Source organism: Peribacillus aracenensis (assembly GCF_025175645.1).
In the GTDB taxonomy this organism is placed as follows: Bacteria; Bacillota; Bacilli; order Bacillales; family DSM-1321; genus Peribacillus; species Peribacillus aracenensis.
Map to the genome: position 1 here is coordinate 1 of NZ_JANZMJ010000035.1, position 12,661 is coordinate 12,661.

Genomic DNA, 12,661 nt, shown 5'->3' on the forward strand with positions numbered 1-12,661 from the left:
ACACCCGTTCCCATTCCGAACACGGCAGTTAAGCTCTTCAGCGCCGATGGTAGTTGGGGGTTTCCCCCTGTGAGAGTAGGACGCCGCCAAGCCATTTAAAAGATCAGCCATCCGGCTGGTCTTTTTTTGTATAGATATACTTTCAGCTATCAGGGAGAAGTGAGGTGGCTTAACATCTAGTCCGACCTGTAGAGTAATCTAGAGGGCCTGAAACGAGATATGGTTAACCCGCAGACCATTAATTTCGACCTATCGTTAACACTTGAATTGAAATAATTCATGAGAGCAAGTTACGAATATGTACCGATCATGGAGCAATGGTTAATTTCATGAATCAGACTATAGTAATTCAGAGGGAGAGAAGGGCAGGATAAATAAAGGGGATGCATAATTTATAAGCGGAGGGCTTTAACGGAAGACAGGGATATCATAATCCGAGGCAATAGTGAATTTCTATTATGATGAAATCGGTTTTATTGAGATGTGTTCTTGTCTTTACTTGTTCCTTTCATTATACTAGGAAGAATTTGTTGTTGATGAAGAACTTACTTAATATTGATAATGATGCAAGTTGATTGCTAAGGAAGAAGACAGACAAAATAGAATTATGGAAGGGGTCGGTATTGTGAGTAAAAAGAGTAAGGAAAGGTTTGAAGTCATCGAGGGCGAGTCGATCGATGCATGTTTAGATCGGATTAAAGCGGCAGGATACTTTCCTGTAAGGCGCACGGAGGAGCCTATCTTTGCCGAAAGAATTGAGAATGGCAAAGTCCAATATGTGCCAGTTGATCGGAAAATTGTATTCGAAGCAAAATTAATTGAGTAAAACACGAACGTTTAATTAATATGATGTGAAAATATTCGATTTTAACTTGACATTAAAATGACCGGAAGGTAATATGAAGTTACATTAATACATCTCATATAATCATGGGGATATGGCCCAAAAGTTTCTACCTGATGACCGTAAATCATCGGACTATGAGAAAAGCATCTGACTATTTCGGAAACTAGCCAAGTCTTTTTGCACTTTTTCAAAAAGGCTTTCTTTTCCGGGCAGGTTGCTTTCTCGATGAGGAAGCAACCTGTCCGGTTTTTTATTTACATGTTATAGATAATGATAAGCGTCCGTCTACATACTCGGGACGCCATAATATGAGTGTTGGAGGGAAAGATGATATGAAACCGCAAGTTGGGGTTATTATGGGAAGTGTCTCGGATTGGGAAACGATGAAATACGCTTGTGAATCATTGGAACAGCTTGAGATTCCCTATGAAAAAAGAGTCGTTTCCGCCCACCGGACGCCGGATTTACTATTTGAATATGCAGAGAGTGCAAAAGAGAGAGATATTAAAGTGATTATTGCCGGAGCAGGCGGGGCTGCACATCTTCCAGGTATGACCGCCGCTAAAACGATTGTCCCTGTGATAGGCGTTCCAATACAGTCAAAGGCATTAAATGGGATGGATTCGTTATTATCGATTGTTCAAATGCCTGGTGGCGTACCGGTTGCAACGGTCGCGATCGGAAAAGCGGGCGCAGTCAATGCCGGTTTGTTTGCGGCTCAAATATTAGCAGCTTTTGATTCTGACATTGCTGATAGGTTAGAGGCTTTACGAAACGAAACCAGAGAAAAGGTGTTACAGAGCAGTGAACAACTTAAATAATACAGTCATTTTACCGGGACAGACCATAGGAATAATCGGCGGTGGGCAATTGGGCAGGATGATGGCCTTATCGGCTAAGGCATCGGGCTTTAAAATTGCGGTCCTTGAGCCCACTGCAGAAGGTCCATGTGCTCAAGTGGCGGATATAGAAATCACTGGTGCTTATGATGATATCGAAGCATTGAAAAGATTAGCTGAGGTCAGTGATGTCATAACTTACGAGTTTGAAAATATCAGTTCAGCAGCCTTGGATTGGTTAAAGCAACATGCATATCTTCCACAGGGCTCAGAATTATTAAAGCTGACACAGGATAGATTGACGGAAAAAAAAGCCATATCTGATGCAGGTGCTTCCGTTGCTCCGTATCAGGAAATACAGGATATTTCAGAAATTTACCTTCATATAGAGAAAATAGGGTACCCTAGTGTGTTAAAAACGACGCGGGGCGGTTATGATGGAAAAGGGCAGTTGGTCATTAAGGAAGAAGCCGATATCAAAAAGGCTGAATCCCTGCTCAAAACAGGTAAATGTGTGCTGGAAGCCTGGATTCCTTTCGTAAAAGAAATCTCCATTATCGTGACGCGCAAGGCAAATGGCGGGGTAAGTCATTTTCCGATTGCGGAAAACGTTCATATTGAAAACATTCTTCATAAAAGTATTGTTCCCGCCCGTATTAGTCAACAAGCTGAACGGAAAGCTATTAATGAAGCTTTGCAGCTTGCAGAGAAACTTGATTTGGTGGGGACATTGGCAGTAGAGATGTTTTTAACCGCTCAGGATGAGATCATCATTAATGAATTAGCGCCAAGACCTCATAACTCAGGCCATTATACAATGGAAGCATGTGAGACTTCACAGTTCGAACAGCACATTAGGGCTGTCTGCAATTGGCCGCTCGGAAATACGGCGTTATTGAAGCCTGTGGTAATGATAAACATCCTTGGTGAGCATATCGGGCCCTTAATGGATGAAATTCCGACGCTTTCAGATTGGAAGGTCCACCTATACGGTAAGAAAGAAGCCAAGCTTAAGCGGAAAATGGGTCATGTGAATATTTTACGTCCAACGATCGAGGAAGCTCTTTTAGAAAGTGATCGAAGCAAAATATGGAATCAACAGGTTGAAACGGAGGAAGTAAAATGATTGAACGTTATACCCGCCCAGAGATGGGAAACATTTGGACAGAAAAGAACCGCTTTAATGCGTGGTTGGAAGTTGAAATCTTAGCTTGTGAAGCATGGTCTGAGCTAGGTGTCATTCCAAAAGAAGATGTGAAGCTTCTTCGTGAAAAGGCCACATTCGATGTGGACCGTATCAATGAAATCGAAAAAGATACACGCCATGATGTTGTTGCTTTTACACGTGCGGTTTCTGAAACGTTGGGTGAAGAACGGAAATGGGTCCATTACGGACTGACTTCCACTGATGTGGTGGATACAGCTCTTTCATATGTGATTAAGCAAGCGAATGAGATCCTTGCCAAGGATTTAAATAACTTCGTGGAGATCCTGAAAAATAAAGCGAAAGAACATAAATACACGGTACAAATGGGACGTACACATGGTGTTCATGCTGAGCCGACCACTTTTGGGTTGAAACTGGCTCTTTGGTATCAAGAAATGAAACGCAATGTCGAACGTTTTGAAGAAGCAAGAAAGAACATAGAAGTTGGGAAAATCTCTGGAGCTGTCGGAACTTACGCAAACATCGACCCGTTCGTTGAAAAATTTGTTTGTGAAAAGCTTGGTCTTGAAGCAGCGCCAATTTCAACACAAACATTGCAGCGCGATCGCCACGCACATTATATGAGCACATTGGCTTTAATAGCGACATCAATTGAAAAGTTCGCAGTGGAAATTCGCGGCCTGCAAAAAAGTGAAACACGCGAAGTGGAAGAATTCTTTGCAAAAGGACAAAAAGGTTCTTCGGCAATGCCTCATAAACGGAATCCAATCGGTTCTGAAAATATGACGGGCATGGCTCGTGTAATCCGCGGTTACATGATGACAGCATATGAGAATGTGCCATTATGGCATGAACGTGACATTTCACATTCTTCTGCTGAGCGCATCATCTTGCCGGATGCAACGATCGCATTAAACTACATGCTGAACCGATTCAGCAACATTGTGAAGAACTTGACCGTATATCCAGAAAATATGAAACGCAATATGGACCGTACGCTTGGATTGATTTTCTCACAACGTGTACTGCTTTCCCTTATCGATAAAGGACTTGTCCGCGAAGAAGCCTATGATACGGTTCAGCCGAAAGCGATGGAGGCATGGGAGCTTCAAGTTCCATTCCGAAGCCTGATCGAAAAGGATGATAAAATCACAAGCTTGCTTACGAAAGAAGAACTTGATGATTGTTTCGATCCTACACATCACCTGAAAAATGTTGATGTAATCTTTGATCGTTTAGGTTTATAAAAAGTGAAGGCGGCAAACATGGCACCTCTAAACGGTGATATGTTTGCCAAGCCTGAACAATGGCAGGAAAATTCATAATATTCACAATGTGGGGGGTCTGGACAGATGGAAAAACGAGAGTTGTTGTATGAAGGAAAAGCGAAACAGATTTTTGCAACGGACAACAGTGAAATAGTATGGGTGGAATACAAGGATTCGGCAACAGCGTTCAATGGTGAGAAGAAGTCAGAGATTGCCGGAAAAGGTAAGTTGAATAATCAAATTACTAGCTTACTATTTTCAAAGCTTGCCCAAGAAAATATCCCGTCCCATTTTATTGAAATGCTTTCCGACCGGGAGCAGCTAGTAAAGAGGGTATCCATCATTCCGCTTGAAGTCGTTGTCAGAAATACGGCTGCCGGCAGTTTTTCTAAAAGGACTGGCATTGAAGAAGGCCAGCCGCTAAAGAAAACGCTGATTGAGTTTTACTATAAAGACGATGAACTCGGCGATCCTCTGTTAACGGAAGACCATATTGAAGAATTGGAACTTGCAAGCAAGGAAGATGTAGCGATTTTAAAAGAGAAAGCACAAGAAATCAGTATTGTCTTAACTTCCTTCTTTAAAGAGTTGGACATTAAATTGATTGATTTTAAATTAGAGTTCGGTAAAACCCCGAATGGAGACATTTTGCTGGCAGACGAAATTTCACCTGATACTTGCCGATTATGGGATATTAACACGAACGAAAAGTTAGACAAAGATGTATTCCGCCGTGATTTAGGAAGTTTAACAGATGCTTACGAAAAAATACTAGCAAAGTTGGAGGGCACTCAACATGTATAAGGTTAAGGTATATATCACACTACGCGAAAGTGTACTAGATCCACAGGGAGCAGCAGTGCAACAATCACTTCATAGTTTAACGTATAACGAAGTTAGCGATGTTCGTGTGGGGAAATACATTGAACTTACAATTAAAGATACGGATCGTGATTTAGATCAACTTGTGAAGGAAATGTGTGAAAAACTATTGGCCAATACGGTAATTGAAGCTTACCGTTATGATGTTGAGGAGGTTATCACCCAATGAAATTTGCTGTCATAGTTTTCCCTGGTTCCAATTGTGATGTCGATATGTACCATGCGATAAAGGATGCACTGGGGGAAGAAGTGGAGTATGTTTGGCACTCTACAGACAATCTAGATCAGTATGATGGGATTCTCCTTCCAGGAGGTTTCTCTTATGGAGACTATTTACGCTCTGGAGCAATTGCACGATTTTCGAATGTAATGGCCGAAGTCGTAAAAGCGGCACAAGCAGGAAAGCCTGTCTTGGGTGTCTGCAATGGTTTTCAGATTTTACTTGAAGCAGGACTTTTACCTGGAGCGATGCGCCGTAATGAAGGCTTGAAATTCATTTGCCGCAATGTAGGACTGAAGGTTGAAAATAATCAATCAATGTTCACGACAGGATATGAATTAAATGAAACGATTACGATCCCGGTTGCCCATGGTGAAGGGAATTATTACTGCGATAATGAGACATTGGCTGAATTAAAACGAAATAACCGCATCCTGTTCACGTATGATGGTGAAAATCCAAACGGAAGCTTGGAACAGATAGCGGGAATTACAAATGAACAAGGAAATGTCCTCGGAATGATGCCTCATCCCGAACGTGCTGTTGATTCGCTGCTTGGCAGTAAAGACGGCTTAAAGATTTTTCAATCCATCGTGAAAAACTGGAGGGAATCACATGTTATTACAGCTTGAACCAAGTCCGGAAAAAATTAAATCGGATCGTTTGTACGCAACTATGGGACTATCCGATGATGAATTTGCAATGGTGGAGAAAATCTTAGGCAGACTGCCGAATTATACGGAAACTGGATTGTTTTCGGTAATGTGGTCAGAGCATTGTTCCTACAAAAATTCAAAACCCATCTTAAGGAAGTTCCCGATTACAGGGGAGAAAGTGCTGCAAGGTCCTGGTGAAGGAGCAGGTATCGTTGATATCGGTGACGATCAGGCTGTCGTTTTTAAAATTGAAAGTCATAACCACCCTTCGGCAATAGAACCTTATCAAGGTGCTGCTACTGGTGTCGGCGGAATTATCCGTGATGTCTTCTCCATGGGTGCCCGTCCAATTGCGATGCTGAACTCGCTTCGCTTTGGTGAGTTAGATAATGATCGCGTGAAATATTTATTTAAAGAAGTGGTTGCCGGGATTGCAGGATACGGGAATTGTATCGGAATTCCAACTGTCGGAGGAGAAATTCAATTTGATCCATCGTATGAAGGGAATCCTCTAGTCAATGCCATGTGTGTAGGTTTGATCGATCATAAGGACATTAAAAAGGGCCAAGCGCATGGAGTGGGCAACACAGTGATGTATGTGGGTGCCAAAACTGGACGTGATGGAATCCATGGAGCAACATTTGCATCTGAAGAGCTTTCAGAGTCTTCAGAAGAAAAACGGCCTGCCGTACAAGTAGGCGATCCATTCATGGAGAAACTGCTTTTGGAGGCATGCCTTGAATTGATTCAAAATGATGCCCTTGTCGGTATTCAGGATATGGGAGCAGCGGGTCTTACAAGCTCATCTGCCGAGATGGCGAGTAAAGCTGGATCAGGAATAAAAATGAATCTTGATTTGGTACCGCAGCGTGAAACGGGAATGACAGCATATGAAATGATGCTTTCTGAATCACAAGAGCGGATGCTGATCGTTGTAACTAAAGGACGCGAACAGGAAATAGTTGACTTGTTTACAAAGTATGACCTAGAAGCGGTTGCTGTTGGAGAAGTAACGGATGACAAAAATCTAACACTTTCCCATCAAGGTGAAATCGTTGCGGAGGTTCCGGTTGATGCATTGGCTGAAGAAGCTCCAATCTATCACAAGCCATCTGCAGAACCGCAATATTTCCGTGACTTCCAAAGCATGAAGGCTGAAGTTCCAGCAATTGGAGATTACAAAGAAACATTGGTTTCACTATTGAAGCAACCGACAATTTCGAGTAAGGAATGGGTCTACGACCAATATGATTACATGGTCCGCACGAATACAGTCGTCTCACCTGGATCGGATGCGGCCGTAGTACGTGTACGGGGCACGAATAAGGCCCTTGCCATGACGACGGATTGCAACTCCCGCTTTATTTATTTAGATCCTGAAACAGGTGGCAAAATCGCAGTGGCTGAAGCTGCCCGTAACATCATTTGCTCGGGTGCAGAGCCTTTGGCGATTACAGATTGCTTGAATTTTGGGAATCCAGAAAAACCTGAGATATTTTGGCAATTGGAAAAAGCGGCAGACGGTATGAGTGAAGCTTGCAGAAGCTTAAGTACTCCTGTAATTGGCGGAAATGTCTCCCTTTACAATGAAACGAATGGTGAAGCGATTTATCCGACACCTGTAGTTGGGATGGTTGGTCTTGTCAGTGACCTTCAGCACATCACTACACAAACATTTAAAAATGAATCCGATTTGATTTATGTGGTCGGCGAAGCGAAGGTTGAATTTGGAGGCAGTGAATTACAGAAAATGCTTGAGGGTAAAATCTTTGGGCGCGCTCCAGAACTTGATTTGGCCATTGAACAAAAACGTCAGCAGCAAATTCTAACTGCAATCAAAAAAGGACTTGTTGCATCAGCCCATGACCTTTCGGAAGGCGGTTTGGCAGTGGCTTTAGCTGAATCTTTATTCGGGGCTAGCAAACTTGGGGCAAAAGTGAATATATCCGGCGAACCGGTATCCGAATTATTCAGTGAAACGCAATCACGATTCTTACTGTCCATCAAGCCTGAAAACCAAGCGGCATTTGAAGCACTTGTTGAAGATGCGATATGCATAGGTTCAGTAACGGCTGATAATAAATTAGTCGTGGAGACAAACAGTGATAGCAAAGTATTGGAAGCGGACGTTGAAGATTTACAAACAGCTTGGAAGGGAGCCATACCATGCTTGCTGAAATAAGAAGCCTAAACGAAGAGTGTGGTGTTGTAGGAGTCTGGGGACATCCCGATGCTGCACAGCTTGCTTACTACGGTTTGCATAGCTTGCAACATCGTGGTCAAGAGGGAGCAGGCATCGTCGTGACGGATGGTGAGCAGATGTCCATCTCTAAGGGCGAAGGACTTGTCACAGAGATATTCACTGCTGAAAAAATGCAGGCACTTTCCGGTACAGGAAAAGCGGCAATCGGCCATGTCCGTTATACTACGGCAGGCGGCGGCGGGTATCAAAATGTTCAGCCTTTCCTGTTCAATTCGCATACAGGAGGGCTGGCACTTGCCCATAATGGGAATATCGTCAATGCCCATCAGTTAAAAGCACAGCTTGAAGGACAGGGAAGCATTTTTCAAACGACATCCGATACGGAAGTTCTGGCACATCTGATTAAACGCTCCGGCTACTCGGATGTAAGAGATTCCGTGAAGAACAGCTTAAGCATGCTGAAAGGGGCCTATGCCTTTGTCATCATGACGGAAAACCAAATGATCATGGCAAGAGATCCGCATGGCTTCCGTCCACTTTCCTTGGGGAAAATAGGCGATGCATATTTCGCTGCATCAGAAACATGTGCACTCGATATTGTAGGTGCAGAATTCATCCGCGATATTGAGCCGGGTGAACTTGTTGTCATTAATGATGAGGGAATCACATCCGAGTACTTTTCGCTTTCCAGTCAACAGGCAATGTGTACGATGGAGTACGTGTATTTTTCCCGTCCGGATAGCAATATTGATGGGATCAATGTCCATACGGCACGAAAAAACCTTGGCAAGCAAATGGCACTGGAAACCAAAATTGAAGCAGATGTAGTTACAGGTGTACCTGATTCCAGCATTTCGGCAGCGATTGGCTATGCTGAAGCTGCAGGCATTCCCTATGAAATGGGTTTAATAAAAAATCGGTATGTTGGACGGACGTTCATTCAGCCATCACAAAGTCTGCGTGAACAAGGCGTGAAGATGAAACTTTCACCTGTAAGAGGGGTAGTGGAAGGCAAGCGGGTCATAATGGTTGATGATTCAATCGTCCGTGGGACAACGAGCAGAAGGATTGTCCGCATGTTAAAAGATGCCGGGGCGAAAGAAGTGCATGTAGTAATCAGCTCACCACCGATCAAGAATCCATGTTTTTATGGCATAGACACGTCTAAAAAGGAAGAACTGATTGCGAGCTCTAAATCGGTGGAGGAAATAAGGGAAATCATTGGTGCCGATTCCTTAACTTTTTTAAGTGTCGAAGGTATGGTCGAAGCAATTGGAAGACCGTTTCCTGGAGAAACGCGCGGTTCATGCCTAGCTTGTTTCACCGGAAATTATCCGACTGAAATTTTTGAATACGAACGAGAAAAAACAAAATGTTAATCAAGTCGGCAATGATGATTGATTTTCGGAGGAGGATTTCAAATGGCTAATGCATATAAACAGGCTGGTGTGGATATTGAGGCTGGTTATGAAGCGGTAAATCGAATGAAAAAACATGTAAAGCGCACATTTCGTCCAGAAGTAATGAATGGTCTGGGCGGTTTCGGCGGCATGTTTGATTTATCTTCCTTGAACCTTAAAGAACCTGTGCTCATTTCAGGTACGGATGGAGTGGGTACAAAACTTTTGTTGGCGTTCATGATGGATAAACACGATACAATTGGAGTGGATTGTGTAGCTATGTGCGTCAATGATGTTGTCGTACAAGGTGCTGCACCTTTATACTTTTTAGATTATATTGCCTGCGGTAAAGCAGATCCCGAACGAATTGAAATGATCGTCAAAGGAATTGCAGATGGCTGTGAGCAGGCGGGCTGTGCTTTAATCGGCGGAGAAACGGCTGAAATGCCTGGCATGTACGAGACGGAAGAATACGATGTTGCAGGTTTTACTGTTGGTGCCGTTGAAAAATCACGTCTAATTACTGGTGAAGCAATCTCGGCGGGTGACGTCGTTATTGGACTCGCTTCAAGCGGCATCCACAGTAATGGATATTCCCTTGTTCGTAAAATCCTTCTTGAAGACTCAGGTATGGGGCTTCATGACTTCGTACCGGAACTGGATTGCAAGTTGGGAGAGGAATTATTAAAACCGACAAAGATCTATGTGAAGTCCGTTTTATCGACGTTGGAAAAATTTGAGGTCAATGGTCTTGCCCATATCACTGGTGGTGGATTCATCGAGAATATTCCGCGTATTCTTCCTGAAGGATGCGGTGTTGAAATCGAGCTCGGAAGCTGGGAAATTCCAACTATATTCTCATTCCTTGAAGAAAAAGGGAACCTTGTAAAAGAGGAAATGTTCAATATCTTCAATATGGGAATCGGTATGACGGCCGTCGTGAAAAAAGAAGTGGCATCCGATGTGCTAGCCCACCTACGTTCTTGCGGTGAAGAAGCCTCGGTTATTGGAACGGTAGTGGATGGAAATGGAGTGTCGTTCAAATAATGAAACGCCTTGCTGTCTTTGCATCAGGTAACGGTAGTAATTTTCAATCAATTGCTGAAGCAATAAAAAGTGGAAAGTTAGAGGCGGAAATCTGTCTTGTCGTTTGCGATCGTGAAGACGCATATGTGCTTGAGAGAGCTATGCTTGAGAATATTGATTCTTTCTCCTTTTCAGCGAAGAATTACTCGAATAAGATTGAGTATGAATCGGAAATCCTCGAAAGGCTTCGCCAGTATGAGATAGAATTCATCATTCTGGCTGGTTATATGCGTTTGATCGGTCCGACTTTATTACAAAAGTATTCACAGAGGATTGTGAACATCCACCCTTCACTTCTGCCTAGTTTTCCAGGCAAGGACGCAATTGGCCAGGCTTTTGATGCCGGAGTGAAGGAAACGGGGGTGACGGTTCATTATGTCGATGATGGAATGGACACAGGACCGGTCATTGCCCAAAAGGCAGTGCCAATTCTTGAGGGGGATACGAAAGATATCCTTCAAAAAAGGATTCAAGAAATGGAGCATGACTTGTATCCGTCAGTTTTGCGGGAGCTATGCCACAAGAAACTTACTTAATGGAGGGACCAACATAACATGAAGAAACGTGCATTAATTAGTGTATCGGATAAAACAGGTATCGTAGAATTTGCTCAAGGTTTAATTGAAGCAGGTTTTGAAGTCATTTCTACAGGCGGTACCAAAAAAACGCTGCAGGATAATGGTATTGAGGTAATTGGAATCAGTGACGTCACCGGTTTCCCGGAAATATTGGATGGACGTGTTAAAACACTTCACCCGAATGTCCATGGAGCAGTGTTGGCAAAACATGATGACAAAAATCACGCAGCACAGCTTGCAGAGCATAATATTGAACCCATTCAACTTGTCTGTGTGAACCTATATCCATTCCAAGCGACGATTTCCAAACCGGAAGTCACTGTGGAAGATGCTATTGAAAACATCGATATCGGTGGACCGACAATGCTTCGTTCTTCTGCTAAAAACCACGAATATGTGACTGTTATCGTTGATTCCGATGATTATCCTAACGTATTGGCCGAGCTGAAACAAAATGGCGGAGTATCGAAAACCACGAATCGCCGCCTGGCTGCAAAAGTTTTCCGCCATACAGCAGCATATGATGCCGTTATTTCAGAGTATATGACAGAGCTTGCCGATGAAGAAAATCCTGAATCATTGACTGTTACCTTTGAATTGAAACAGTCGCTTCGTTATGGGGAAAATCCACATCAAAAAGCCTCATTCTATAAAAAACCGCTTGGTTCCGTTTTCTCAATTGCAGAAGCGAATCAACTACATGGAAAAGAACTTTCATACAACAACATTAATGATGCTGATGCAGCACTTCAAATCGTTAAAGAATTCAATGAGCCGGCTGCAGTTGCAGTCAAACATATGAATCCTTGCGGTGTCGGTGTCGGTGCGACCATTTTGGAAGCATTTGAAAAAGCTTATGAGGCAGATGCCACTTCCATTTTCGGTGGGATCATCGCATTGAACCGTGAAGTTGACAAGGCGACTGCTGAAAAACTTCATGAAATTTTCCTTGAAATCATCATTGCCCCTGGGTTTACACAAGAGGCAGTGGAAGTATTGACAAGCAAGAAAAACCTTCGTTTATTAACGATCGATTTCGATGCGGTTAAAAAGCCTGAGCGTAAATTGACATCCATTGAAGGCGGATTACTTATTCAAGATCGGGATGCACATAGTTTAAAGGATGCAGAGATAAAAGTGGCAACGAAACGTGAGCCTACTCCTGAAGAGTGGAAAGCCATGGAACTTGGCTGGAAAATCGTGAAACATGTCAAGTCGAATGCAATAGTGGTTTGTAACGATCAAATGACATTAGGTGTTGGTGCAGGTCAAATGAACCGTGTGGGAGCTGCAAAAATTGCCCTTGAACAAGCTGGGGAAAGAGCGACAGGAAGTGCATTGGCATCAGATGCTTTCTTCCCAATGGATGATACTGTAGAAGCGGCAGCGAAAGCGGGCGTCACGGCAATCATTCAGCCTGGTGGATCTGTTAAAGATGAGGATTCAATCAAGAAAGCTGATGAATATGGGATTACGATGGTGTTTACAGGAATTCGTCACTTTAAACATTAATC

At 43.2% G+C, this 12,661-nt stretch carries 12 protein-coding genes, 1 rRNA gene and 1 riboswitch; all 13 genes read left to right on the forward strand.

Going from position 1 to position 12,661, the window contains the following annotated elements; translation table 11 throughout:
- Positions 1-92, forward strand: a 5S ribosomal RNA gene (gene rrf / locus N0M92_RS24190); the annotation flags it as partial.
- A 533-nt stretch (positions 93-625) separates the two neighbouring features.
- On the forward strand, positions 626-826 hold the full coding sequence (locus tag N0M92_RS24195; protein ID WP_260288214.1) for an NETI motif-containing protein: 201 nt from the start codon (positions 626-628) through the stop codon (positions 824-826).
- A 74-nt stretch (positions 827-900) separates the two neighbouring features.
- Positions 901-1,002, forward strand: a riboswitch (purine riboswitch).
- 177 nt (positions 1,003-1,179) lie between these two features.
- A complete protein-coding gene (gene purE / locus N0M92_RS24200; RefSeq protein WP_098370632.1) occupies positions 1,180-1,668 on the forward strand; it encodes a 5-(carboxyamino)imidazole ribonucleotide mutase in 489 nt (162 codons plus the stop codon).
- Complete coding sequence (purK, locus tag N0M92_RS24205) at positions 1,652-2,812, forward strand: 5-(carboxyamino)imidazole ribonucleotide synthase (RefSeq protein WP_260288215.1); 1,161 nt, start codon at positions 1,652-1,654, stop codon at positions 2,810-2,812. The genes purE and purK overlap by 17 nt, the downstream gene beginning before the upstream one ends.
- Positions 2,809-4,101: an adenylosuccinate lyase gene (purB, locus tag N0M92_RS24210; RefSeq protein WP_076372692.1), complete on the forward strand. Its 1,293-nt coding sequence runs from the start codon at positions 2,809-2,811 to the stop codon at positions 4,099-4,101. The genes purK and purB overlap by 4 nt, the downstream gene beginning before the upstream one ends.
- Positions 4,102-4,206: 105 nt before the next feature.
- A complete protein-coding gene (gene purC, locus N0M92_RS24215; RefSeq protein WP_098370357.1) occupies positions 4,207-4,926 on the forward strand; it encodes a phosphoribosylaminoimidazolesuccinocarboxamide synthase in 720 nt (239 codons plus the stop codon).
- Positions 4,919-5,173: a phosphoribosylformylglycinamidine synthase subunit PurS gene (gene purS / locus N0M92_RS24220; RefSeq protein ID WP_034306118.1), complete on the forward strand. Its 255-nt coding sequence runs from the start codon at positions 4,919-4,921 to the stop codon at positions 5,171-5,173. Before purC ends, purS begins: the two co-directional genes overlap by 8 nt.
- On the forward strand, positions 5,170-5,856 hold the full coding sequence (gene purQ, locus N0M92_RS24225; RefSeq protein ID WP_034306116.1) for a phosphoribosylformylglycinamidine synthase subunit PurQ: 687 nt from the start codon (positions 5,170-5,172) through the stop codon (positions 5,854-5,856). Before purS ends, purQ begins: the two co-directional genes overlap by 4 nt.
- Positions 5,840-8,062, forward strand: a complete 2,223-nt coding sequence (gene purL, locus N0M92_RS24230) for a phosphoribosylformylglycinamidine synthase subunit PurL (protein WP_260288216.1) — start codon at positions 5,840-5,842, stop codon at positions 8,060-8,062. The genes purQ and purL overlap by 17 nt, the downstream gene beginning before the upstream one ends.
- A complete protein-coding gene (gene purF / locus N0M92_RS24235) occupies positions 8,047-9,462 on the forward strand; it encodes an amidophosphoribosyltransferase (protein ID WP_192207627.1) in 1,416 nt (471 codons plus the stop codon). The genes purL and purF overlap by 16 nt, the downstream gene beginning before the upstream one ends.
- A gap of 42 nt (positions 9,463-9,504) precedes the next feature.
- Positions 9,505-10,530, forward strand: a complete 1,026-nt coding sequence (gene purM / locus N0M92_RS24240; protein WP_098370360.1) for a phosphoribosylformylglycinamidine cyclo-ligase — start codon at positions 9,505-9,507, stop codon at positions 10,528-10,530.
- Positions 10,530-11,105: a phosphoribosylglycinamide formyltransferase gene (purN, locus tag N0M92_RS24245; RefSeq protein WP_260288217.1), complete on the forward strand. Its 576-nt coding sequence runs from the start codon at positions 10,530-10,532 to the stop codon at positions 11,103-11,105. The genes purM and purN overlap by 1 nt, the downstream gene beginning before the upstream one ends.
- Before the next feature lie 18 nt (positions 11,106-11,123).
- The gene (gene purH, locus N0M92_RS24250; protein WP_260288218.1) at positions 11,124-12,659 is read left to right on the forward strand and encodes a bifunctional phosphoribosylaminoimidazolecarboxamide formyltransferase/IMP cyclohydrolase; all 1,536 of its coding nucleotides are present in this window, start codon (positions 11,124-11,126) and stop codon (positions 12,657-12,659) included.
- Positions 12,660-12,661 lie beyond the last annotated feature (2 nt).

Excerpts from the sequence above, each read along its gene's own strand:
- purE (WP_098370632.1), top strand. The coding sequence starts at position 1,180 with ATGAAACCGCAAGTTGGGGTTATTATGGGAAGTGTCTCGGATTGGGAA.
- purB (WP_076372692.1), top strand. The coding sequence starts at position 2,809 with ATGATTGAACGTTATACCCGCCCAGAGATGGGAAACATTTGGACAGAA.
- purC (WP_098370357.1), top strand. The coding sequence starts at position 4,207 with ATGGAAAAACGAGAGTTGTTGTATGAAGGAAAAGCGAAACAGATTTTT.
- purS (WP_034306118.1), top strand. The coding sequence starts at position 4,919 with ATGTATAAGGTTAAGGTATATATCACACTACGCGAAAGTGTACTAGAT.
- purQ (WP_034306116.1), top strand. The coding sequence starts at position 5,170 with ATGAAATTTGCTGTCATAGTTTTCCCTGGTTCCAATTGTGATGTCGAT.
- purL (WP_260288216.1), top strand. The coding sequence starts at position 5,840 with ATGTTATTACAGCTTGAACCAAGTCCGGAAAAAATTAAATCGGATCGT.
- purF (WP_192207627.1), top strand. The coding sequence starts at position 8,047 with ATGCTTGCTGAAATAAGAAGCCTAAACGAAGAGTGTGGTGTTGTAGGA.
- purM (WP_098370360.1), top strand. The coding sequence starts at position 9,505 with ATGGCTAATGCATATAAACAGGCTGGTGTGGATATTGAGGCTGGTTAT.
- purN (WP_260288217.1), top strand. The coding sequence starts at position 10,530 with ATGAAACGCCTTGCTGTCTTTGCATCAGGTAACGGTAGTAATTTTCAA.
- purH (WP_260288218.1), top strand. The coding sequence starts at position 11,124 with ATGAAGAAACGTGCATTAATTAGTGTATCGGATAAAACAGGTATCGTA.